Annotated in this window: 21 protein-coding genes and 1 tRNA gene; 10 read left to right on the top strand and 12 right to left on the bottom strand. The window is 66.9% G+C overall.

Features of this window, described 5'->3' with window-relative positions; translation table 11 throughout:
• Positions 1–15 precede the first annotated feature (15 nt).
• The 3 genes from ACZ5TV_RS11705 (at position 16) to ACZ5TV_RS11695 (ending at position 1,819) form a co-directional block, all read left to right on the top strand.
• Positions 16–90: transfer RNA gene (locus ACZ5TV_RS11705), tRNA-Arg, on the top strand.
• A gap of 224 nt (positions 91–314) precedes the next feature.
• Positions 315–746 (top strand): lasso peptide biosynthesis B2 protein, encoded by a 432-nt coding sequence (locus tag ACZ5TV_RS11700; protein WP_379779583.1) that lies wholly within the window; start codon positions 315–317, stop codon positions 744–746.
• Positions 747–808: 62 nt separating this feature from the next.
• The gene (locus tag ACZ5TV_RS11695) at positions 809–1,819 is read left to right on the top strand and encodes a methyltransferase domain-containing protein (protein ID WP_379779581.1); all 1,011 of its coding nucleotides are present in this window, start codon (positions 809–811) and stop codon (positions 1,817–1,819) included.
• Between the two features lie 45 nt (positions 1,820–1,864).
• Here ACZ5TV_RS11695 and ACZ5TV_RS11690 read toward each other — a convergent pair whose 3' ends face one another.
• Positions 1,865–3,676: an ABC transporter ATP-binding protein gene (locus tag ACZ5TV_RS11690; protein WP_379779579.1), complete on the bottom strand. Its 1,812-nt coding sequence runs from the start codon at positions 3,674–3,676 to the stop codon at positions 1,865–1,867.
• A 140-nt stretch (positions 3,677–3,816) separates the two neighbouring features.
• Between ACZ5TV_RS11690 and ACZ5TV_RS11685 the strand changes: the two genes are divergently transcribed.
• The 4 genes from ACZ5TV_RS11685 to ACZ5TV_RS11670 all read left to right on the top strand — a co-directional run bounded on the left by ACZ5TV_RS11685 (position 3,817) and on the right by ACZ5TV_RS11670 (position 6,764).
• On the top strand, positions 3,817–4,098 hold the full coding sequence (locus ACZ5TV_RS11685; protein ID WP_379779577.1) for a PqqD family peptide modification chaperone: 282 nt from the start codon (positions 3,817–3,819) through the stop codon (positions 4,096–4,098).
• A gap of 160 nt (positions 4,099–4,258) precedes the next feature.
• On the top strand, positions 4,259–4,390 hold the full coding sequence (locus ACZ5TV_RS11680; protein WP_379779575.1) for a hypothetical protein: 132 nt from the start codon (positions 4,259–4,261) through the stop codon (positions 4,388–4,390).
• A 242-nt stretch (positions 4,391–4,632) separates the two neighbouring features.
• Positions 4,633–5,547: a hypothetical protein gene (locus tag ACZ5TV_RS11675; protein ID WP_379779573.1), complete on the top strand. Its 915-nt coding sequence runs from the start codon at positions 4,633–4,635 to the stop codon at positions 5,545–5,547.
• Complete coding sequence (locus tag ACZ5TV_RS11670) at positions 5,541–6,764, top strand: nucleotidyltransferase domain-containing protein (RefSeq protein WP_379779571.1); 1,224 nt, start codon at positions 5,541–5,543, stop codon at positions 6,762–6,764. Before ACZ5TV_RS11675 ends, ACZ5TV_RS11670 begins: the two co-directional genes overlap by 7 nt.
• 6 nt (positions 6,765–6,770) lie before the next feature.
• Here the strand turns inward: ACZ5TV_RS11670 and moaA are convergent, their stop codons facing one another.
• Together moaA and ACZ5TV_RS11660 are read right to left on the bottom strand one after the other, a co-directional pair.
• Complete coding sequence (gene moaA / locus ACZ5TV_RS11665; protein WP_379779569.1) at positions 6,771–7,787, bottom strand: GTP 3',8-cyclase MoaA; 1,017 nt, start codon at positions 7,785–7,787, stop codon at positions 6,771–6,773.
• Between the two features lie 114 nt (positions 7,788–7,901).
• Positions 7,902–8,669, bottom strand: coding sequence for an MBL fold metallo-hydrolase (locus ACZ5TV_RS11660; RefSeq protein ID WP_379779567.1), 768 nt, complete (start codon positions 8,667–8,669; stop codon positions 7,902–7,904).
• A 176-nt stretch (positions 8,670–8,845) separates the two neighbouring features.
• On the opposite strand from ACZ5TV_RS11660, the gene ACZ5TV_RS11655 reads away from it, so the two are divergent.
• The gene (locus ACZ5TV_RS11655) at positions 8,846–10,411 is read left to right on the top strand and encodes a methyl-accepting chemotaxis protein (protein WP_379779565.1); all 1,566 of its coding nucleotides are present in this window, start codon (positions 8,846–8,848) and stop codon (positions 10,409–10,411) included.
• Between the two features lie 35 nt (positions 10,412–10,446).
• On the opposite strand, the gene ACZ5TV_RS11650 is transcribed toward ACZ5TV_RS11655, so the two are convergent.
• The 5 genes from ACZ5TV_RS11650 to ACZ5TV_RS11630 form a co-directional block, all read right to left on the bottom strand.
• Positions 10,447–10,872: a universal stress protein gene (locus ACZ5TV_RS11650; RefSeq protein ID WP_379779563.1), complete on the bottom strand. Its 426-nt coding sequence runs from the start codon at positions 10,870–10,872 to the stop codon at positions 10,447–10,449.
• 48 nt (positions 10,873–10,920) lie between these two features.
• Complete coding sequence (locus ACZ5TV_RS11645; protein WP_379779561.1) at positions 10,921–11,478, bottom strand: hypothetical protein; 558 nt, start codon at positions 11,476–11,478, stop codon at positions 10,921–10,923.
• A gap of 298 nt (positions 11,479–11,776) precedes the next feature.
• Positions 11,777–12,715: a bisanhydrobacterioruberin hydratase gene (cruF, locus tag ACZ5TV_RS11640; RefSeq protein ID WP_464383868.1), complete on the bottom strand. Its 939-nt coding sequence runs from the start codon at positions 12,713–12,715 to the stop codon at positions 11,777–11,779.
• Entirely contained in the window at positions 12,712–13,605 is an 894-nt protein-coding gene (locus tag ACZ5TV_RS11635) for a prenyltransferase (protein WP_464383867.1), read from the bottom strand. The genes cruF and ACZ5TV_RS11635 overlap by 4 nt, the downstream gene beginning before the upstream one ends.
• A gap of 4 nt (positions 13,606–13,609) precedes the next feature.
• Positions 13,610–15,184 carry a phytoene desaturase family protein gene (locus ACZ5TV_RS11630; RefSeq protein WP_379783140.1) on the bottom strand — a complete coding sequence of 525 codons (1,575 nt, stop codon included), beginning with the start codon at positions 15,182–15,184 and terminating at the stop codon, positions 13,610–13,612.
• Positions 15,185–15,274: 90 nt separating this feature from the next.
• On the opposite strand from ACZ5TV_RS11630, the gene ACZ5TV_RS11625 reads away from it, so the two are divergent.
• Positions 15,275–15,982, top strand: a complete 708-nt coding sequence (locus tag ACZ5TV_RS11625; RefSeq protein ID WP_464383866.1) for an SDR family oxidoreductase — start codon at positions 15,275–15,277, stop codon at positions 15,980–15,982.
• Positions 15,983–16,042: 60 nt separating this feature from the next.
• On the opposite strand, the gene thiM is transcribed toward ACZ5TV_RS11625, so the two are convergent.
• Both thiM and thiE read right to left on the bottom strand, forming a co-directional pair.
• The gene (thiM, locus tag ACZ5TV_RS11620) at positions 16,043–16,933 is read right to left on the bottom strand and encodes a hydroxyethylthiazole kinase (RefSeq protein WP_464383865.1); all 891 of its coding nucleotides are present in this window, start codon (positions 16,931–16,933) and stop codon (positions 16,043–16,045) included.
• A complete protein-coding gene (gene thiE, locus ACZ5TV_RS11615) occupies positions 16,926–17,576 on the bottom strand; it encodes a thiamine phosphate synthase (protein ID WP_464383864.1) in 651 nt (216 codons plus the stop codon). The genes thiM and thiE overlap by 8 nt, the downstream gene beginning before the upstream one ends.
• 149 nt (positions 17,577–17,725) lie before the next feature.
• Here thiE and ACZ5TV_RS11610 point away from each other — a divergent pair, with 149 nt between their 5' ends.
• A complete protein-coding gene (locus tag ACZ5TV_RS11610) occupies positions 17,726–19,201 on the top strand; it encodes an MATE family efflux transporter (RefSeq protein WP_464383863.1) in 1,476 nt (491 codons plus the stop codon).
• Positions 19,202–19,215: 14 nt separating this feature from the next.
• Here ACZ5TV_RS11610 and ACZ5TV_RS11605 read toward each other — a convergent pair whose 3' ends face one another.
• Together ACZ5TV_RS11605 and cofG are read right to left on the bottom strand one after the other, a co-directional pair.
• Positions 19,216–20,082 carry a mechanosensitive ion channel family protein gene (locus ACZ5TV_RS11605; RefSeq protein WP_379783114.1) on the bottom strand — a complete coding sequence of 289 codons (867 nt, stop codon included), beginning with the start codon at positions 20,080–20,082 and terminating at the stop codon, positions 19,216–19,218.
• 60 nt (positions 20,083–20,142) lie between these two features.
• Positions 20,143–21,333, bottom strand: coding sequence for a 7,8-didemethyl-8-hydroxy-5-deazariboflavin synthase subunit CofG (cofG, locus tag ACZ5TV_RS11600; protein WP_379783112.1), 1,191 nt, complete (start codon positions 21,331–21,333; stop codon positions 20,143–20,145).
• Between the last annotated feature and the right edge of the window lie 37 nt (positions 21,334–21,370).

The raw sequence follows: 21,370 nt of genomic DNA, 5'->3' as shown, positions 1-21,370 counted from the left end.
CGACGGATGATCCGAGGGCACGTAGCTCAGCCTGGATAGAGCGTCGGACTTCTAATCCGATGGTCGTGGGTTCGAATCCCATCGTGCTCGTCGTCTCCGAGCAAAGCGAGGAGTGACGACACGGCGATTCGAACGTCGTGAGACGAGTAGAACGAGCCGCCTATCGAGTTCGAATCCCACGTGCCCGTGCCGAAACCGGCGGGTAAATCCGGAAATAACTATCGGTGAACGGGCGTCGATCTCACGTATGGTTGGAGATGAAGCGGTGGTTATCGTGTCGGGAGCCACCGGGTACGAAGCGACCGCGGGGAGCAATGCTATCCGCGCTACGTAAGATCGCCTCCCTGTCCCGAGAAGAGCGCCAGCTACTCGCCACGACGACGGTCTCGCTGGTCGCGAGCCGATCGCTTTTGACGATCGTCGGCTTGGACCCCACTCACCGAGCGCTCGACCTGCTCGTCCGAGCGCTTCCGCCTTACCGGAGGGTTCGGGACCCGAGACGAGTTCCGTGGGCGGTAAACACCGTCGACACCGCCCTCCCGATATACTTCTCCTGTCTGATGCGAGCGGTCGTCGGTGAGCGGCTGTTCGACGCGAACGGCTATCGAACCGAGATCCGTCTCGGCGTCGCGAAAGACGAGGCGTTCGAAGCCCATGCGTGGGTAATACACGAGGGCGAAGTCGTGATCGGTGAGGTCGACGATCACGCTCGGTTTCGGCTGCTGGACAGCTACTGCCCGAAGTGAGTGCTCGTTGAAGACCAATAAGAAGTCCATACTGAAACGTCCGTCCGCGCTACACCGACTCAATGGTCACATCAATGAAAGGGACGGTCCGCCGATCGGTTCGGTCGACGCTCCGTCGGTTGCGGTCGAACGAGACCGTCTCGAACGCTCTGTACGATCTCACGAACGAGGACCAGTTCAGCACTCTCTGTGCACACGAGCGCATGCTTGCGGACCCGGTTCGCGTCGATACCTACGCCGCGGGCATCGAGCGACACGTGGAGGCGGGCGACGTGGTCGTCGACTTAGGAACGGGCACCGGCATTCTGGCCTTCCTCGCCGCTCAGCAGGGAGCAACAGTCCACGCGATCGATCACGCGGAGATCATCGAGATCGCGAAGATCGCGGCCGAATACAACGGGATCGAACACGTCGAATTCCATCAAACGAACAGTCGAGAGTTCACCTGTTCGGAGGCGGTCGACGTGATCCTTCACGAACAGATGGGGGCTGCGCTCTTCGACGAGAACATGCTCGAAAACGTCCTCGATCTGAAGCGGCGCGTGCTCGCGGACGACGGGCGGGTCCTACCGGCGCGGTTCGAGCTCTTCGCGGAACCGGTCCGTGTGAACGACGACTCTCGGGTGCCGTATCTCTGGGAGGAACCGGTACACGACGTCAGCTTCGAGTTCCTCGACCTGCTCGGTGAGACGAACGAGTACCGCCAACCGAGTCACTCCTGGCGCTTCGTCGGACACGAGAAGTTCGAATCGTTCCTGTCGGAACCGGAGCCGGTGCTGTCCGTCGATCTCGACGATATGTCCGACGGCTCCTCCGTGCCGACGGAGTTCGAGGTCGCTCGGACGGTAACCGAGCCGGGCGAGATCGACGGGATCTGTCTGTTCTTTCGGACGGTGTTCGACGACGAGACGCAGTTCGATACGAGCCCCGACGAGGCGGGACCGACGAGTTGGGGTAACCCGCTCTTTCGGACGCCGATACGGACGTACGCGAACGGGGAGCGCATCTCGTACCGCGTCTCCATCGGCGACCTCAGCGACGTGGACACGTGGTCCGTATCACTCGCCGACTGAGTGCGAAGTGGCGTCGAAGCGGACGGGGGCTAACCCGCGCGGACCTCACGCGTGCTCGCCGCTGTCGTGCTGTATCGAGTGGAGGTACGCGTATTTCCCGTCGTTACGCAGTAGCTCGTGGTGGCTTCCGGACTCGGTGATCCGGCCTTTTTCGACCGTGTATATCCGATCTGCGGTGCGAACCGTCGAGAGACGGTGGGCGATGGCGATCACCGTTCGGTCGTCTCCGAGGCGCTCTATCGTCTCATGGATGCGTCGTTCGAGATCCGAATCGAGGTCGCTGGTCGCCTCGTCGAGGATCAACAGCTCGGCGTCGCTCAGCAGCGCTCGCGCGAGGGCGACTCGCTGTCGTTGGCCGCCGGAGAGCTTCACGCCGTCGTCGCCGAGGGGGGTATCGTACCCCGCCGCCAGTTCGTCGAGGAAGTGGGAGATCTGTGCGACCTCCGAGACGCGCCGGAGCTCACCCTTCGAGACATCTCGGCCAGTCGTGAGGTTGTACCGGAGCGTGTCGTTGAAGATGTGGGGGTTTTGACGTACCATCGCGACGTTCGAACGCCACTCGCGAAGATCGAACTCCTCTATCGACGTGCCGTTGGCTCGGATCTCCCCGCTGGTCGGGTCGTAGATACGGGCTAGAAGCGAGACGACCGTCGACTTTCCTGTGCCGGACTGGCCGACGATCCCGACGAACTCCCCGCGATCGATTCGGAGGGTGATATCGGAGAGCACCGGACCGTCTTCACCGTCGTAGGTGAACGACACGTCGTCGAACTCGACCTCGTCGATGGGATTCGGAACCGACCTCGTTCCGCCGTCCGGCTCCTGGCGTTCTTCCAATCGACCGATGAATCGGTGAGTCCGAACGAGGTGCGGCAGGTTTCCCTCGATGGCGTACACCATCGAGTTCAGCCCGCTGATCCGCGGGCCGAGACGGAACATGGCGAACAAAAAAACGCCGAGCGCCGAGATAGACAGCGCGAGGCGCGAGATCGCGACGTATATCAACCCGAAGAGAACGATCGCGACGCCGAGCTCGTAGATGCTCCGTATCGCGATCTGGTTTCGGTACAACGCAATACTGGAGTTCGTGTACCGATCGATGGTGGTCCGGAACTCCGAGAGCAGGTGATCGGTCATGCCGAACAGCTTGATGTCGCGGATCCCCTGTGTGCCGGCCTGAACGTTCTCCTGAACCCGCTCGTTCGCGGTCGCGACTCGGTCCCCGACGGTGTATCCCGGTTCGAGAACGTGTCGAATCAGGTAGGTCAAGCCGCCGAAAACCACGGTTGCCACGACGGTGAGAACGGGGGCGATAACGAGCGCGATCGACGCGTACATCAGACACAGCAACGTCTGGCGGACGAGCGAGAGGATCTGCTGGATGGCTCCACTGGCGTACTGGGTCTGTGTGATGATCGCGTTCAGAATGTCGTCTGACCCCTCGTCGTCGTAGTACGAGACCGTCGCACCCAGTGCGAGTTCGTAGGCGTGCGTTCGGAGATATCGTTCGTACTCGACGGTGAGAACCGACGACAGCCACTTCGCGAGAAACGACACGGAGTATCGGACGACCATGACTGACGCGAGCCCGACGATGAGGAACTCGAGCGTGAACGGCAGTCCGAGCGTTAAGTACGCCTGAAAGAACAGCTCCGTGACTCCATCAGCGTTCTGTACCGCGTCCCCCTCGGCCTGTGCGGCCGTGATGATCGGGTACAGGAACGTGAGTCCGATCCCTTCCAAGAGCGTCGAAACGAGGCTCAACACGAGGACCGATGCCATGAACAGCGGACGGTGCCGAGCGACCTGCTTGAGGGACTCCAGCTTTTCACCCGTCGAGATATCCGGCTCCGCCATACGGTACGACCCTCACGCATAGGTAGGTTAGTTATACGGAGGGTACGACCGCACGAATCGATCGAAGCGCTGGCGGTGACCGAGGTCGGCCGCGTCTCAGTCGGTAACTAACTATTTCCCGACCGGACCGTCGGAGACGTATGTCCGTCGATACGACGACGACCGTCGCTGCGAGCGACCATCCGACCACGACCACCGTCGACGGGGAGCTGGTGCTTCTCAACACCGAAACCGGCACCTATCAAGGGCTCACCGGCGTCGGCCCTCGCGTATGGGAACTACTGCAAGAGCCCACGACGGTTCAGTACCTCGCGGACACGATCGCGGAGGAGTACGACGTGGCGGACGCGTCCTGTGAGGAGGATATACTCGAATTCGTGCGAACGATGGTCGACGAGAAGCTCGTCGAGGTCGACCCGTGAGCTGGAGCGGACGATGAGCGACGACGGCGTATCGTTCCCCTAACGAGCGTAGCGCGCAGCCGAAATCCCCGATAAGCGACGGTGTACGTTGTAACACCGTTCAGAAACCGTGGTATAACAATAAGCGTTCTCTCGGAAGTGTCGGTCGGGTATTATACCCATGAAGGACTACGCGAAACCGACCGTCGAAACGTACGGGAGCGTCGAGAAGCTCTCCGAATCGGGGCACGATGGCGGCTACGGCGGCCGCGGCGGGCGCGGCGGTGATGGCCGCGGTCGCGGCGCAAACTAGCGCAACTGTCCCCGAGGAGGCTGCTGCGACGGGATCCCGAACCGCGTTCGGGACCCGTTCTGCACATCGCCAGTTACGGGTCCGGCGAGCAGTGTCGCTCTCCCTCCGAGAACACGGGTTAGCGAGTGCATAGATATACTCGATCGGCCGATAGGCTAGGACATGTGGGCCGCTGCCAGCGGATGCGGACGGACAACGCTCGTGAAATTGAACGGTCAGTGTGCGCTCCGCGGGTGGTCCGCGTGAAGGCTGATTCCGGACGGTCGTACTCCGCGTTCGGGTTGACGGTACGATCGGGTCTCGATCTCCCGGAGCTTCCGCGGTGGGAGGGATCGGTGGGTACGGAGGCGGACGTAACGATCGCTGTCGGAGCGGTCGACTGCCCCGAGCTCGCGACAGCCGACGACGGGATGGTCGAGCGCGCAGGGCGGGCCGAGTACTACCTGCGCTACGGGCTCGTCGACGTGGCGATTCGGGAGGGGAACGAGATAGTCATCGATCCAGCGGGGGACGTACCGCACGAGATTCTCAGACACGTCGTCCTCGGGCCGGCGTTCAACCACCTGCTTCACCAGCGCGGCCATTTCGTCCTGCACGCGAGCGTCGTCGAGATCGATGGCGTCGCCGTCGCCTTTCTGGGCGATTCCGGACAGGGGAAAACGACGACCGCGACGGCGTTCCTGTTGGAGGGCTATCGCGTCCTGAGCGACGACGCGGCGACGGTCGTGTCGGGTGAAACCGGCCCTGCGGTCCGCGCCGGATATCCCGCCATCAAGCTCGGTCCGGAGGTCGTCGATCGCTTCGACGTTCCGGTCGGGGAGCCGCAGCGTATCGGCGACGCGCGGGAGCGCCACTTCTACCCGCTCCCGCACGGACAGCCGTCCGCGCCAGTGCCGCTCGATCGGGTGTACGTTCTCGAGGACGCCGACCGCCTAGAAATCACGAGAACGAACCCCAACAGGGAGATCATGAACCTGATCGAGAACACCTACACGGCAGGACTGCTCCGGGACGATGCGACTGCGATTTCGAACTTCGACCGGTGTTCGGACCTCGCGTCGGCGGTGGCCGTCAAGCGCCTCCGCCGGCCGCGCGACCTCGACGAGTTACCGCGGCTCGTCGGTCGGGTGGTAGACGATCTCGCCGCACCATGCTGACCGGCGCGTCCACGGAGTTCGAACTCCTCGTCCGGTGCGTTCGCCCCGAGGAAGTGGAGGCGGACGATCGGTGCGAGACGCTGCTGGCTCGCGACCCCGACTGGGAACGCGTTCTCGAGTTAAGCCGCCGACACGGCGTTACGCCGCTTTTGAACCGCGGAGTTCGGGAACTCGAACGAGCCGACACCGTGGTCGACGTACCGGACCGCATTCGGGCGATGCTGACCGAGCGAACGAGGTCGACCGCGATGCGCGACGTGCGACTCGCGACGGAGCTTCACGAGCTCCTCGGTGCGCTCGAAGAAGGCGGCGTTCGTGCACTTCCGTTCAAGGGCCCGGTGCTCGAGGCGTTCGCCTACGGCGAGGTCGGCATGCGAGCGTACCGTGATCTCGACGTGCTCGTCCCCCGCGAGGACCTGACGGACGCCGTCGACGTGCTGGAAGCCCGTGGATACGAGTGGACGGACGCGCCGAGGCTCGACGATTCGCCGGTCCTCGGTGGGCCGCTCACGATACCGCTGGTGCCCGAATACGAGCTCCGACGCGACCGGACACACGTCGAAGTTCGCTGTGGGGTAGGAGACGCCGCACAGCCGTTCGATCCGGACGTGAAGACGCTCTGGGACCGACGGGAGGCTGTCACCGTCGCCGGCTCCGACGTACCCGCGCTCGCACCCGTGGACCGGCTTCGTATGCTCGCGTTTCACGGGACCAAACACAAGTGGCACCTGCTGAAGTGGACGTGCGACTTCGCTGCCGCCCTAGCGGCGACCGACCCGGACTGGCAGCGGGTCATCGAAGAGGCACGCCGACGCGACAGCGATCGGCGGCTTCTCATCGCTGTCGCGCTGGTCGACCGGCTCTTTGGGACGATCAGTCCGGAACCCCTCCGCGAGCGAGTCGCGAGCGATCCACGCGCCGACCGCCTCGCCGCGGCAGCCGTCGAGGAGCTGTGTTCAGAGACGGCCGGGCGTCCCGAGCGGAGCGATCTGCTCGCCTACACGACGCGTGCGACCGACTCGCTCGGGGACGCCGTCCGGACAGTTCTGTTTCACTCCCGACTACATCCGGGACTCACGGAGTACCGGGCGCTACCGCTCCCCGGACGGCTTCATCCGATGTACTATCTCCTCCTCCCGCTTCGTCACCTCGTCGAGCGGCACGGCGTCGGCACAGCGAGCTCGGACGTGAGCGCTCGTTTCCGGGACCGCTTGTGACGCGTGTCAGTCCGCCGCGCTCGGCGTCCCGAGGTACTTCTCGTTCAGCTCGTACTCGCCGTCGTCGTTCTCGATCAGATACTCGCCGTAGTACGGGACTCGGTTGGCGACGACCGTCTCGAACGCCTCGGCGATCTCCTCGCGACTCATCTCGCCCATCGAACGGAGATCGTCGTTGCGGTTGAGACACCCCTTCAGATACCCCTCGTGGGTGACGCGGACGCGCCCGCAGTTGGCACAGAACTCCTCGTTTTCGACGGGGTCGACGATCTCGACCATGCCACCGCCGTCGCCGGTGCTGTCCCCATCGCCGTCGCCGCCCACGAAGTACCGCTTGCGGTCGTGCATCTCGCGGTGTTCGACGCGATGGGCGATATCGGCGAGCCAGTCGTGGACGCGTCCGATGTCGACGTTCCACTCCGGCTTACCGGTGAGCTCCGGCATGTACTGGATGAGCTGGAGCTGGAGCCCCTCGTTGTCAGCGACGTGTTCGACCATCTCCTCGACGTACCCCGCGGTGTGAGTGAACACGACCATGTTGAGTTTCACGGGGTCGAGCCCGGCGTCGACCGCGGCCTTCACGCCCTCCAACACCTGGTCGTACGCACCGGATTTCGTGACCGCCGCGAAGTCGTCGGGGTCGAGCGCGTCCTGTGAGACGTTGACCCGGTCGAGCCCGGCGGCTTTCAGGTCCTCGGCACGACCGGGGAGGAACGTGCCGTTCGTCGTCATCGACACCTCCATCGACTCCGGGGTTCGCTCGATGATCTCCTCGAGGTCCTGTCTGAGCATCGGCTCCCCGCCGGTGAACTTCACCTTCTCGACGCCGTACCCCTCGACGACCTCCAAGAAGCGGACGACGTCGTCGGCGCTCATCTCGTCCTCGCTCGGCTCCATCGGGCCGCGCGTGTCCCCGAGCCCCTCGTTGTGACAGTAGACGCAGTCGAAATTACACCGGTCCGTGAGCGAGACCCGTACCCCTGTCACCTCCCGTCCGAAATCGTCCGCGAGCGGCTCGGTCATATCGAACGGAAGCGACTACGAACGCTTAAGCGCCCGGGTAAGGGACGGTTTCGTGTAACCAGTATCAATTACTCCTCGGCGACACACCGGGCGCGTCGTCGAGGCCGATCTCGATCAGATATCGACGCGGAGCCCGTCCTCCGCGACCCGTACCTCACCGTCGAACCCGGCCGTTCGGACGCTCTCTTCCATCTCGCGTTCGCGGCCACCGGTATGCGGATAGAGGTGTGAGAGGAGTAGCGTCTCGACGTCGACGCCCGCCAGTACCTCGCCGAGCGCGGTCGGCGTCGGGTGGTTCGAGACGTCGGTCCCGTCGGGGAACGCGCAGTCGTGGACGAGCACGTCGCTGCCGTCCGCGAACGCCGCGAGCCCGGCGAACGCCTCGGAGTCGCCGGAGAGCGTCAGCGGCCCGTCGGTGGGGTCGCGATCGCTTCCCGGGGGAGAGAACCGGTAGGCGTGACACGGCATCGAGTGACGGGTTTCGCGGGCCGCGACCTCGAACCCGCCGGCGGAGAAGGACCGCGCCGGCGACACCTCACGAACCGCGAGGTCGACGCGGCCGTCGAGATACTCGTAGACGTCGAGCAGCCCGTCGACCAGCGACTTCGTGCCGCTCGGGCCGATCACTTCGAGGTGTTCCTCGCCGGCGAGCCACCGCGCTTTCAACAGCGGCATGAGGTCCGCGACGTGGTCGAGGTGGTGATGCGTCAGGAGAACGGTCGAGACGCCCTCGTAGCCGGTCCCTGTCCCCGAGAGTCGTCCGAGGACGCCGCTGCCGCAGTCGACGAGCAGCGACCGATCGCCGTCATCGAGGAGATACCCCGCCTGGACGCGCTCGGGAACCGGCATCGCGCTCCCAGTGCCAAGAACCGTGAGTTCCATACGAACAGCTCCGTTCCCAGTGACAAGTAAACGCTGGACTGGGTCCGGCGTATCCGTATCCACATCACGGGACAGAGACCCGCTGGGTCGATGGCCGAACGCGGGGTAGCACGGCGAAAACCGATCTGATAATCGGGGACGAACGCTCATATATCGATCCCGGAGTTCGTGTTCCCATGAGCAAGTCTGTCGCGATCGACGACGAAACGCGGGCGACCGTCGACGGCGAGACGCTGTTGGCCGACATCGGGATCGACGAGGTGGAGATGGAGCGTCGCAAGCAGTACACACGGTTCACCGGGGCGGACGAGGAGCGGCTCGCGGCGATCGCTCCCGATCTCGAACCTGCGGCGGAGGGTATCGTCGAAGCGTTCTACGAACACATCCACACGGACGAGGAAGTGCGTGCGACCCTCGATCGGTCGTCGATGCCGATGGAAGGGCTGAAACAGGGTCAGCGTCGGTATCTCCAACGGCTTGTCGAGGGTGAGTACGGTCGCGACTACTTCGCGGATCGGGCGCGGGTTGGCCGGCTCCATGACCTCCTCGATCTCGAACCGGACGCGTACCTGGGCCAGTACGCGGTGTACTACGAGGGGGTGTTCGACGTGCTCGCCGACCGCGCAGTGGACACGACCGAGCCCCCGGATGAGGAGTCGGCCGGGAGCGTGGAGGAAGCGACGACCGGAGTCACGTCGGGCGACGCTAAGGCGGCGGGGACGTCTGAGGCGGCGGAGACGTCGGAGGCTGCTCGGGCGGTCGAGCAGTTCAAAACGGAGGCGCTGTCGGTACTTAAGGCGTTCCTCCTCGATCAGCAGCTCGCTATCGACACCTACGTTCACTCGTACGCGGAGGACGCGAGACGCGAGGCGGCGCGACAGCGACGGCTCTCGCGTGAGGTCGCTGAACGCGTCGGCGACCCCATCGACGACCTGCAAGAATCGACCGCGAACGTCGCGAGCGAGGCGGATCGGATCGACGAGCTCGCGGGAGAACAGTCCGAGCGGATGACGCAGGTCGCCCGCGAGGCGAACGAGATGACGGCGACGGTCGAGGAGGTGGCGGCGACCGCCGAGGAGGTCGCGACGACGAGCGACACCGCCGCCGCGCTCGCCGAACAGGGAGTCGACGCCGCGGACGACGCCGCCGATGCGATGGTATCGATCGACGAGGCTACGATGGCCGTCAGAGAGGAGATGGACCGACTACAGGAGCGTGTCGAGGAGATCCGCGGCGTCACTGATGTCATCTCCGGTGTCGCCGACCAGACGAACCTACTCGCGTTGAATGCGTCCATCGAGGCGGCACGTGCGGGTGAAGCCGGGGCCGGGTTCGCAGTCGTTGCCGACGAGGTGAAGACGCTCGCGGCGGACGCGAGCGAGCACGCCGCGGAGATCGAGTCGACGGTCGACCGGATGGCCGAACGCGGCGAGTCGACGCTTGCGGAGCTGGAGCGCACGACGGAGCGCGTCGGCGAGGGGACCGCGCAGGTGGACGACGCGCTCGACCGGCTGGAGGCGATCGAGGACGCGGTGACGGAAGCGTCAGAAGGGGTCACGGAGGTATCGAACGCGATGGACTCGCAGGCGGCGTCGGTCGAAGAAGTCGCGGCCATGGTCGACGAATCCGCGGAGTCGTCGGACGCGGTCGCCGATCGCGCTAGCGGGATCGCGGACGCGACCGACGCACAGCGGAAGCGGGTTGGGGAGATCGGCGACTCGGTCGACGATCTCGTGGAGTAGTCCGCCGGGGCGGCGGGCCGGGAGTCGAGCCGTCGCTACTTGATCAGGAACACCGGGACGGTGGCGTCGTCGGTGACGCGGTCGGAGACGCTGCCGAGCGCTTGGATCCGCTCGCGGGGGGATTTCCCCTCCGGACTCATCACGATCACGTCGATGTCGGCCCCCTCCGCGTAGGCGACGATCTCGGTGTCTGGAGTCCCCGTTCGGACGACCGTCTCGACGTCGAGGCCGGCTTCGCGGGCGCGCTCGGCGACCGCCGCGACCGCGTCTTCGCCCTCGCTCTCCAGATCCGCGATGACCTCGTCGTGGAGCTCGCTCGACCCCGCGGTCGCTACACGGCGGTCGACGACGTACAGCGCGTGAATCGTCGCGTCGTGGTCCGCCGCGAGGGGGATCGCGTGATCGAGCGCTCGCTCGACCGCCTCGCTACCGTCCGTCGGCACCAGAACGTGGTCGTACATACCCGACGATTCACGGGCCGGAACCATAACGGTGGGCGGTCCGGCGCGCTACTCTCCGCGCCAGGGGCCGCCGATCGCGTCACGGGCCATCGACTCGGCCTCCCCGTCGCGAAAGAGGCTGACTCGACCGGTTTCCTCGCTGAGCGTGACGGTCGCGACGACCTCCGGCCGGACCGACGTCTCGATCGCGCTCATGTGACGCGACCCCATCCACGGCTCGTACGCCACGTCGTCGACGAGGTCGGTCTCCTCACGCCGCGTCCCCAGGTCCCGGAATCGGACCATCTGCCCCTCGATCTCGCCGTCGACCGCGACGACGATCCCGCCGTCGGCCTGGAGGCTCACCCGCTCCGCGGCCTCGACGAACTCGTCCTCGTTGAAGACGGTGTGACAGCGACCCCGGGGCCACCGGTTGTCGCCCATCGGGTCCGCGTACGACCCGTACTCTCGGTCGGCGATGACCGCGAAGTACAGCCCTGGACCCTTCACGTGTGGCTCTCCCCACCCGTCGAAATCGACGCTGACGTGTTCGGCACAGAACAACAGTCGGTCGACGATCTCCGCGACCCGTTCGTGGTCGCCGTACTGGATCGCGAGACTACTCATTGCCCCCGCACCGCCGACCGCCACCCGTCGATATCCGTTTCATACCGTATCGACGGGCGGCGGGTATATAAGGGATGTCGGGTTCCCGCCGTCGCCTGGACCGGCCACTCGACTCGGCCGCTCGCCTCCGTTGTCCCGTTCCTACCGAACACCGATCCGCCGATGAACACGGATCCCGGACTATATATGTGGTCGTGGAGCGCGACGCGGACAGTATATAAGTGGTCGTGGAGCGCGACGCGGACAGTATATAAGTAAGCGAGGGGCGATCCGGGTCCGTACGGACGCCGACGAACGCCTACCGCCGCGGGTCCAACAGTCCGGAGTCGAACCGGTCAGTCCTCACCAGCCCGACACCGAACGCGAGCGCGAGCGCGGCGGGGACGTAGTTGCCGTAGAACACGTTGATCCCGCCCCAGAGGATCACGAAGCTCACCATGTCGTCGAGCATGAACTCGCAGTTCGCCAGCCGGTCACGGATCGAAGCCATCTCGAACGCGCGGTCGAGACAGATCACCGCTACCGTCGCCGACAACACCCACCCGGCGTAGTTCGAGAGCGGCACGCCGTAGAACGCCCCGCCACCGAAGTCCCAGAACCCCACGGCGACCGCGCCGGGGTCGAGGACGAGGTCCATGGCGACCACGGTCGGGACCACGGCGAGCAGCCGGACCCAGCCGTTCGACGCCCGCCCGCCCAACAGCAACAGGCACAACAGGTAGGCGTTCACGACGAGCGGGATGAAGAATACCGGGAGCGCGAGCGGCACGCCGCCGAGCATCGGGCCGAGGCTGATCGTGTACTCGAACGTCCCGTACGGCCACCCGGTCCGAACGCCGAGATGCTCGATCGCGTACGTGTACGCGACCAACACACCGATCCAGCCCACGGCCTTCCGGTCGAGCGTCGGGAGCACGCCGACGACGAGCGGCGACCGCATCACCAGCACGCCGAACAACACGAACCAGGGGTTAAACGCGAGCGGGTCCGGCACCCACCCTTCCGCGCTGCCGACGAGCGTGATCGCCCCGATAGCGGGGAACAACACCGCGATCGTGAACCGGTTCTCCCGGACGAGGCGGTCCAGAACCGCTTCGGCTTCCCCACGCGTCCCCGGGAGCCGGGAGCGGAGACCACCGGCGTCGTCGCCGGCCGTTCGCCGTGCCGTCGACTGCTCCTCGGTCGGGCGCTCGCCGGCCGAGCCCCGGGCCGTCGCCGACGACTCGTCGCCGCTCATGCGAGCACCTCCCAGAGCGGGTAGACGCGCCAGAGCCCCCCCATCGCGAGGAGGGTGCCGACGACGGTGTTGACCGCCGGGAACCACCAGTACGCCCGGGCGACGTCGACATCGCTGGCCGCGACCCACGCCACGAAGACGGGATAGACGCCGAGCAGCGCGCCGAGTCGGATGTCGACCGCCGCGAACGAGAGCGCGGCCGCGGCCCACGCGGCGACACAGTAGGCGTACGTCCGCCGCTCGCCGAGCACCGTCGCGGTCGTCCGGATCCCCGCCTCGCGGTCGGGCTGGATGTCGGGGATCGCGGAAAACGTGTGCATCCCCATCGTCCAGAGCCACGCGCCGACGAGGGCGGCCAGCGGGGGGTGTGTGCCCGCGACCGTCGCGTACGCGGCCGCGCCCGGAAGGACGTACAGCCCGTTCGACAGCGAGTCGAGGAACGGCGTCGTCTTGAACCGGACCGGCGGGACGCTGTATCCGGTCGCAAGCAACAGGAACCCGGCGAGATACGGCCACGCGACCGGCGGCGTGATGAGGAACGTCCCGAGCCCCGCCAGCGCCGAGAGGACCACCGCGGTGATCACGAACCGATCCCCTTGCCAGCGCGCCTCCCGCTCCGCTTTTTTCGGGTTCAACTCGTCGATGTCCGCGTCGAACACGTCGTTCACGCCGTAGAGGTACACGTTCGCAGGGACGAGGAAGTACGCGGCGAGCGCGACCGTCACTGGCGTGAACAGCTCGCTCACGTCTCCGATCCCGTACGTGACGCCCACGGCGACCGGCCCGGCGAGGTACAGCCAGAACCGCGGCCGCGAGAGGACCAGTAGGTATCGGAGGTGTCCCACGAGCCCGTCCCCGACTCCCCCGGGGTTCGGATCGGTTACGTTCACGCGTTCAGATCGTGTCGGCGATCCGTTCGGCCGTGATACCGCCGCTTATCAGACACATCGGGACACCGATCCCCGGCGTCGTCGTCGAGCCGGTGAAGTAGAGCCCGTCGACCGTCTCCGACCGATGCGGCGGCCGGAACAGCGACGTCTGCCGGAGGGTGTGTGCTAACCCGAGTGCCGAGCCCTGATAGCTGTTGTAGCGGTCGGCGAAGTCCTCGACACAGAACGTCTCCTCGAAGACGATCCGGTCGTGGAGCTCCTCGCCGGTGTTCGCGGCGATGTCGTCCAAGACGAGTTCGCGGTACTCCTCGCGTCTCTCCGGCGTGTCCTCCAAGCCGGGCGCGATCGGAACCAGCGCGAACAGGTTGCTGTGTCCCTCGGGGGCGACCGTGTCGTCGGTTTTCGAGGGGACACAGAGGTAGTACGCGGGGTCGTCGGGCCACGCCGGCTCCTCGAAGATAGTCTCGAAGTGCTCGTTCCACTGGGTCGGCAACACCAGCGTGTGGTGTTCGAGGTTCGGGACGTCGCCCTCGACGCCCAGATACAACAGGAACGCCGAGGGGGCGAACGTCCGCGACTCCCAGTACTCCTCGGTGTACTGGCGCTTCTTCGGGGGTAACAGCTCCTGTTCGGTGTGGGCGTAGTCGGCGTTCGAGACGACGATATCCGCGAGATAGCGCTCGCCGTCGCCGCCGTCGGCGCTCGTCCCGGCAGCCTCGCCGTTCTCGACCGTCTTGCCGCTCTCGCCGCTCCGGCCCGTCGGGGCCGTATCGACGGCGAACGCGCCGTATCGCCCCTCGATACCCGTCACCTCGGCGTCGGTGACGTACTCCACGCCGAGCTCCTCGCCGAGCTCGACGATCCCGTCGACGACCGCGCCGATCCCGCCGTCCGGGTAGTAGACGCCCATGTTGAAATCGACGTGGCTCATCAGGTTGTACAGCGCGGGGGTGTTCGTCGGCGAACCGCCCAAGAAGACGAGGGTGTACTGCATCAGCTGCTGGAGCTTCGGGTGATCGAAGTACCCCTCGACGTGGCCCTGCATCTTCCCGAGAAGCGAGAGCCCCCACGAGTATCGGAGGACGTCTTTGTCGACGTAATCCCGCAGGTTCGGGCGGTCCTCGTAGACGAAGTGTTCCATCCCGATCTCGTAGGTCCGTTTCGACTCCGCCAGGTACTCGTCGAGCGCGTCGCCGGCACCCGGCTCGTACGACTCGAACAGCGCACGGTTGTGCTCCATATCGGGGAGCACGTCGACCCGGTCGCCGTCCTTCCAGAACACGCGATAGTGTGGGTCGAGGTGCGAGAGCGTGTAATACTCCTCGGGCGACCGGCCGAAGTGACCGAAGAACCGCTCGAACACGTCGGGCATGAGGTACCACGATGGCCCCATGTCGAACCGGAACCCGTCGGTTTCGAGGCGGCTCGCGCGTCCGCCCAGCTGTTCGTTCTTCTCGAGGAGGGTGACCTCCGCGCCGGCGTCGGCGAGGTAACAGGCCGTCGAGAGGCCGCCGAATCCGCCGCCGATCACGACGACGGATTCGCCAGCCACAGCGTCGATGTCCGGGGCCGCGTCCATGTTCGATTATAGGGGCGGCGGCGGTATAAATACCACCCAGACGCCCCGAGTGGGTACCACTAAGTCCTCGACGCGCCTACCGACACGTACATGGATCCGACGGTCGCGATCACCGGAGCAACGAGCGGGATCGGGCGGGCGGTCGCCGAGTCGTTCGTCGAGGCGGGCGCGTTCGTCGCGGTCAGCGGCCGCGACGGCGACGCCGTCGACCGCACGGTCGAGGAATTGAACGGAGTCGACGGCGACACGGACGTCGGACGGGCGTGGGGCACCCGCGTCGATGTCCGCGACGAGTTCGACCTCGAACGGTTCTTCGAACGCGTCGCCCGCGAGGCCGGCCCGATCGACGTCGTGCTCGCAAACGCCGCCGTCTTCCACGGCGGCCCCGGCGAGTCGCCGACCGACGAGGTCGCCTACAGCGAGTTCGACGACACGATGCGGACGAACGCGCGCGGCGTCTTCGCGACGATCGCCGAGGCGCTCCCTCACCTCGCCGACGACGCCCGGGTGATCGTCCCGTCCGGTTCCGTCGCCCACGAGTCGAAGCAGGGAATGGGCGCGTACGCCGTCTCGAAGGCGGCCGCGGAGGCCGTCGCGCGCGGCTTCGCGGCCGACGTCGACGCGACGGTCGGCGTCGTCGACCCCGGGCTCGTCGCGACCGACCTCACCGGGATGGAGCGCGCCCGCGACCCAGAGAGCGTCGCGCCGCTCTTCGTCTGGGCGGCGACCGAGGCACCCGCCGCCGACCTCGACGCCGGTCGCCTCGGTCTCCGCGAGTGGAAGAGCGCGACTAGATAACGACCCGTCGACGGCGTCCCGGGGTGTTTGGACGCGTTACTGGCGCGCGTTGCTGACGCGTTACTGGCGAGTCACTCGTGACTCGACATCCACCTCCGGCGAGTCCTCGGCGACCGCCGCGACAGCGTCCATGAACGCCGTTCGGTAGCTCGCCGGGCCCGCCGGATCGGTCGCCGCCGCCCGCTCGCCGGCGACCCCGTACGCGACACAGCCGACGAGCGCCGCGCCGGCCGTCGACTGCGGGCCGCCGGACGTCCCGTCCACGACGCCGGCCATCGTACCGAGCGTGCTAGCGAGCATACAGCCGGACCCGACGAACGTTCCCAGCCGCTCGTGTCCGCCGGACACCTCGTACACCGCCGACCCGTCGGAGATGACATCGGTCGGGCCGGATACGACGACCACGGCACCCGTCTCGGCGGCGAGCGCCCGCGCCGCGTCGCCGACGCCGTCGCTATCGCCTACCGACTCGACCCCCTTGACCGCGGCCGTCTCGCCCGCGAGCCCGCGTATCTCGCCGGCGTTCCCCTTGATCACGTCGAACGCGACCGCGTCCAGCAGTCGCCCGACGGACTCGACGCGGTGGGGTGTCGCGCCGTACCCCACCGGATCGAGGACGACCGGGACGCCCGCCTCGTTGGCCCGCTCGCCGGCGTCGATCATCGCGTCGATATCGGTGGTCGACGCCGTCCCCGTGTTGATCACGACCGCGTCCGCGCCGGCGGCCATGTCGCCTGCCTCGGCCGGCGCGTCCGCCATCACCGGGAGCCCGCCCCAGTGTAGCGTGACGTTCGCCGTTTCGCTCGTCGTCACGTCGTTCGTCAGGTGGTGGACGAGCGGGGCGGCCTCGCTGACCGCCCTGAGGGTCTCCCGAAGCGTGTCGGCGTCGACCGGAGCGGGAGGGTTGTCGGCGGTGTCCGCGTCGCCGGCGGTCGTCGTGTCCTCAGACATCGGCAACCGCCTCCTTCTCGACCGCCTCGGCGAGCGCCGCGGTCGCCGCCTCCGGGTCGTCAGCGGCCGTGATCGCCGAGATGACCGCCACGCCCGTCGCGCCCGCCGCGGCGACCGCGCCCGCGTTGGTGGCGTCGATGCCCCCGATCCCGATCACCGGGATAGCTACCGCGTCGGCGATCGCCGCGACACGCTCGGTGCCGATACCGTTCTCCTCGTCCGGGACGTCCTTCGAGCCGGTGGCGTACACCGCACCGACGCCGAGGTAGTCCGCGCCGGCCGCTTCGGCGGCACGCGCTTCCGAGACCGTCGACGTCGAGACGCCGATCACCGCGTCCGGGCCGAGCTGCTCGCGCGCGACGGCCGCCGGGAGGTCCGACTGGCCGAGATGGACGCCGTCGGCGTCTATCGCGGCCGCGAGGTCGATCCGGTCGTTGACGACGAGCGGAACGCCGGCCTCGGCGGTCAGTTCGCGGAGCCGCTTCCCGAGGCGATACCGCTCGATCGCGTCGGTCCCCTTCTCGCGGAGCTGGACGGCGTCGACCCCGCCTGCCAGCGCGTCCGCGACGATCCGTTCGGTGTCCCGACCGGCGGAATCTGCGGCGCTCGTTACGAGATACGTCCGCCACGCGGGCTGATTCATGTATGGTACCATTCGGAGGTCAGACAAACGTGTTGCGCTTTCCGACCTCTCGTGCGGCCACTCGTCGGATCGGAAGGGCGCGGGTCGCCACGACCCCTTAGGGTGCCGCGACGGACAGACACAAGCCGGCGACACCCGTACCGAACGTAATGCGTTCGCGTCCCCGGCGCTGGGCCGCTCGACTCCACGTCGCTCTCGTCGCCCTCGGAGCTGCTGTCGCCGAGGTCCTCGACCGTGCCGGCGTCATCGACCGGGAACGGCTCGACGAGACGCTCGAGTTGGCGTGGCCGCGGATCGTCACCGGCTTCGCGATCATGTCGAAGAACACGGTGGACCTCGCGATCATCGGGATCGCGCTCGGCGCGAACGCGGTCGCCGGGCTCGCGTTCGCGTTCGCGTACTGGCAGCTCGCGAAGTTCCTCTCGATCGGCCTCGCCGGCGGCACGGTTTCGCTGGTCTCGCAGAACTACGGCGGCGACCGACCCGACCGGGCGGCACGCGTCGTCAAGCAGTCCCTCCTCGTGTCGGTACTGCTCGTGATACCGATCGTCGTCGGGTTCGTTTGGTTCGCGGAACCGCTCATCGCGCTGGTCGGCGGTGAGGGCGACGCCCTGCGGTTCGGCGTGGTCTACCTCGTCGTCACCGCGCCCGCACTCGCCTTCGAGTTCTTCAACATGATCGCGAGCCGCACGTACGCGGGCGTCGGGGACACGTTCACCCCGATGGTCGTTCGCGCCGGGGGTGCGCTGTTGAACGTCGTGTTGACCGCCGTGTTCGTCCTCGGTGCCGGGCTGGGCGTGTTGGGGGCCGGTATCGGCACTGCGGTGTCGATCGCCGCGGTCGCCGTCGTCCTCGCGTGGGGAATGACCGGTCGGTCGTACTTCGGACGCGGGGCGTCACCGGTCCCCGTCGGACGCGATGGGCCATGGTTCGACGCCGACCTCGCTCGGGACCTCCTTCGCGTCTCCACGCCGCTCATGGCCCGGCGAGTCGCCGAGGGCGTCGTCGTGTTCCCGTTGTTGTGGGTCGCCGCGTCCTTCGGCTCCGTCACAGTCGCGGCGCTCGAAGTCGGCCGACGGGTCAGAGCCCTACTCGGCAGCTTCAGCTGGGGGTTCTCGATCGCGGCCAGTACGCTCGTCGGGAAGCGGCTCGGTGCCGGCGAGGAGTCGCTGGCGACGGCGTACGGCCGCGACGTGATCCGGCTCTCGGCAGTCGTGTACGTCCTCGCGTCCGTCGCGGTGGTTATCGCCGCGGAGCCGATCGCCCGCGTGTTCGTCGACGACCCGACGGCCGTGGCCGCGACGACGGCGTTCGTCGTCGTCGCGGCCCTCTCGGCGGTCCCCCTCGGTATCGACGGCTCCGTAACCGGCTCCTTGCGCGGCGCAGGTGACACGCGGTGGCCGTTCGTCGCCTCAGTCGTCGGGCTCTACGTGTTCGCGCTCCCCGCCGCGCTGTTCGGTCTCGTCTCGCCGCTCGGGGTTGGCGGGCTGTACGCGGCGCTGCTGTTGGAAAAGGCCGTACCCGCCGTGTTGAACGGCGTTCGGTTCCGGTCGAACCGTTGGCAGGAAGTGAGCAGACAGTACCGCCCGTCCGACGACGACGGCGAGGCGGCCGCCGGTCGGTAGTCTTCCTCGATCCGCTACTCGTCGGCGGCGACGGACTCGATGACCTCGACGCTCCCGGTGAGCTGGCGGTGGACGTACGGGATGTCGATCCCGGCCTCGTCGAAGGCTTCCTTCACGTCCGTGACGTACTCCGATCGGACCTTGACGAAGTCGCCGCGGTCGGGGTCCGCTATCCACCAGCGGGCCTGGAGCCCGACGTCGGAGTCGCCGAGCTCGACGAGCCGGACCGACGGGGCGGGGTCCTCGAGGATGTCCGGATGGGCTTCCGCCTGTTCGACGATGATGTCCGTGGCCGCCGCGATGTCGTCGTCGTAGCCGATCCCGAAGACGAACTTCTGGCGGAGCGTCTCGTAGGCGACCGGGTTGGTGACGGCGTTGTTCGCGAGGTCGCCGTTCGGAACAGTGATACGCTCGTTATCGAAGGTTCGTACCCGTGAGACGCGCAGATCGATGTCCTCGACGCGACCGGCGTTCCCGTCCCACTCGATCCAGTCACCGACCTCGAACGGCTTGTCCTTCAGGATGAAGATCCCGGCGACAAAGTTGCCGAGGAGGTCCTGTGCGGCGAAGCCGATCGCGAGCGCGATCGCGCCGCCGAAGACGGCAAACGCCGAGAGGAACGCGCCGTATCCCGCGATCGTGAACCCGATCGCGATCGCCGCCACCCAGATCACGGCGTTCGCGACGCTGGTCCCCAGGCTCTGTACCGCGTCGTCGAACTCCTTCGATCCGAGCGCGCGTTCGACCGACGGAAGCAACAGCAGCTTCCCGATCAACAACACGCCCACGAGCCCGATAGTGAACAAGAACAGGGTAAACAGGATCCCGACGAGCGTTCCGAGCCACGCGTCGACGCCGAACTGGAGTGGTACTGGTACCATTGCCGACGTGTTCCGGTCGGTATTTAAAATACTTACCGCCGGCGTCGATTTCGGGGCGGATCACCCCCCTTTTTGAGCACGATCGACCTGCAACGGTCCAGAGCCCCGCGCGACTGCCCGTAATCGGCGACCGTGAACGTCGTCCTCGTGGATCCGGTTCAAGACGGCAGGCGGGAGCCACGCGTCGCGACCCGTCGGCGGCGACGCTGGCCAGCCCGGGAACCGGTCCTCGCTGGACGGCCGGATCCCGCCCGGGAGGTACCGACCGTGGGTCGCCAGCCGCTCGACGAGCGGGACGCCCCCGGCGTCGGCGACTGCCAGCAGCTCGTCGTGTTCGGGCCAGGCGTACTCGGGGTTGATGTAGTCGTCCGTCACCGGCGAGACCCCGCCGAGGTCGTCGATCCCGCAGTCGACGAGCTCGGCGGCCGGCGAGAGGTTCGGCGGGACCTGTACCGACACTGCCGCCGGCAACGCGGCCCGGGCCATCGCGACGACGCGTCGCATCGTATCGAGATCCGGCTTCGGGAAGTCCGAACGCTCGTTCGGGACGACGTTCTGGACGATCACCTCCTGAACGTGCCCGTGCCGTTCGTGGAGCTCGCGGATCGCGAGCAGGCTCTCGGCGCGGTCGCGCCACCCCTCGCCGATCCCGACGAGGATCCCGGTCGTGAACGGGACGCCCTGCCGCCCCGCCGCCCGGATCGTGTTGAGTCGCTGGCCGGGCGTCTTCCGCCGTCCCCCGGCGTGTGCGTCGACGTCGGCGGTCGTCTCCAGCATGACGCCCATCGAGGCGTTCACCTCGCGGAGCGTCGCGAACTCCGCTTCCGTGAGGTCGCCGGGGTTCGAGTGCGGGAGGAGTCCCTCCTCCAAGGCGATCTCACAGGCTCGGTAGAGGTACGCGTGGATCGAGTCGAACCCCCACTCGTCGAGCTGGTCGTGGATCGCGGTGTACCGGTCGTCCGGCTCGTCGCCGAAGGTGAATAGCGCCTCCGTACACCCCGCGTCGGCACCGACGCGACACCGCTCGCGGACCTCCTCGGGCGACAGCAACGACGCCTCGCCCGGCACGTCGTAGTACGTGCAGTACGTACAGGTGTACCGGCACGCGGTCGTCAGCGGGACGAACACGTTCCGGGAGAACGACAGCCGGTCGGCGCGGGCGACGTCGTCCGGCGTGACGGCGAGTAGCCGCTCCACCTCCCGGTCGTCGACGTCGATCCGGATCCCGTACTCGTCTGCCGCCGTGAACACGCCGGGTTCTCGGGGGGCGGGTCTCAAAAACGTCGTG

It is taken from the genome of Halorubrum tibetense (assembly GCF_055396225.1).
Note: the sequence above shows the minus strand (reverse complement) of the source record. Positions and strands in the feature narration are given on the sequence as shown.

What these genes read in the sequence shown, in the direction of transcription:
- ACZ5TV_RS11605 (WP_379783114.1), bottom strand. Translation starts at nt 20,082, where the DNA reads ATGGTACCAGTACCACTCCAGTTCGGCGTCGACGCGTGGCTCGGAACG.
- moaA (WP_379779569.1), bottom strand. Translation starts at nt 7,787, where the DNA reads ATGACCGAGCCGCTCGCGGACGATTTCGGACGGGAGGTGACAGGGGTA.
- ACZ5TV_RS11690 (WP_379779579.1), bottom strand. Translation starts at nt 3,676, where the DNA reads ATGGCGGAGCCGGATATCTCGACGGGTGAAAAGCTGGAGTCCCTCAAG.
- ACZ5TV_RS11685 (WP_379779577.1), top strand. Translation starts at nt 3,817, where the DNA reads ATGTCCGTCGATACGACGACGACCGTCGCTGCGAGCGACCATCCGACC.
- ACZ5TV_RS11695 (WP_379779581.1), top strand. Translation starts at nt 809, where the DNA reads ATGGTCACATCAATGAAAGGGACGGTCCGCCGATCGGTTCGGTCGACG.
- thiM (WP_464383865.1), bottom strand. Translation starts at nt 16,933, where the DNA reads ATGTCTGAGGACACGACGACCGCCGGCGACGCGGACACCGCCGACAAC.
- ACZ5TV_RS11660 (WP_379779567.1), bottom strand. Translation starts at nt 8,669, where the DNA reads ATGGAACTCACGGTTCTTGGCACTGGGAGCGCGATGCCGGTTCCCGAG.
- ACZ5TV_RS11670 (WP_379779571.1), top strand. Translation starts at nt 5,541, where the DNA reads ATGCTGACCGGCGCGTCCACGGAGTTCGAACTCCTCGTCCGGTGCGTT.
- ACZ5TV_RS11650 (WP_379779563.1), bottom strand. Translation starts at nt 10,872, where the DNA reads ATGTACGACCACGTTCTGGTGCCGACGGACGGTAGCGAGGCGGTCGAG.
- ACZ5TV_RS11655 (WP_379779565.1), top strand. Translation starts at nt 8,846, where the DNA reads ATGAGCAAGTCTGTCGCGATCGACGACGAAACGCGGGCGACCGTCGAC.
- cruF (WP_464383868.1), bottom strand. Translation starts at nt 12,715, where the DNA reads ATGAGCGGCGACGAGTCGTCGGCGACGGCCCGGGGCTCGGCCGGCGAG.
- thiE (WP_464383864.1), bottom strand. Translation starts at nt 17,576, where the DNA reads ATGAATCAGCCCGCGTGGCGGACGTATCTCGTAACGAGCGCCGCAGAT.
- ACZ5TV_RS11625 (WP_464383866.1), top strand. Translation starts at nt 15,275, where the DNA reads ATGGATCCGACGGTCGCGATCACCGGAGCAACGAGCGGGATCGGGCGG.
- ACZ5TV_RS11610 (WP_464383863.1), top strand. Translation starts at nt 17,726, where the DNA reads ATGCGTTCGCGTCCCCGGCGCTGGGCCGCTCGACTCCACGTCGCTCTC.
- ACZ5TV_RS11645 (WP_379779561.1), bottom strand. Translation starts at nt 11,478, where the DNA reads ATGAGTAGTCTCGCGATCCAGTACGGCGACCACGAACGGGTCGCGGAG.
- ACZ5TV_RS11680 (WP_379779575.1), top strand. Translation starts at nt 4,259, where the DNA reads ATGAAGGACTACGCGAAACCGACCGTCGAAACGTACGGGAGCGTCGAG.
- ACZ5TV_RS11700 (WP_379779583.1), top strand. Translation starts at nt 315, where the DNA reads ATGCTATCCGCGCTACGTAAGATCGCCTCCCTGTCCCGAGAAGAGCGC.
- ACZ5TV_RS11630 (WP_379783140.1), bottom strand. Translation starts at nt 15,184, where the DNA reads ATGGACGCGGCCCCGGACATCGACGCTGTGGCTGGCGAATCCGTCGTC.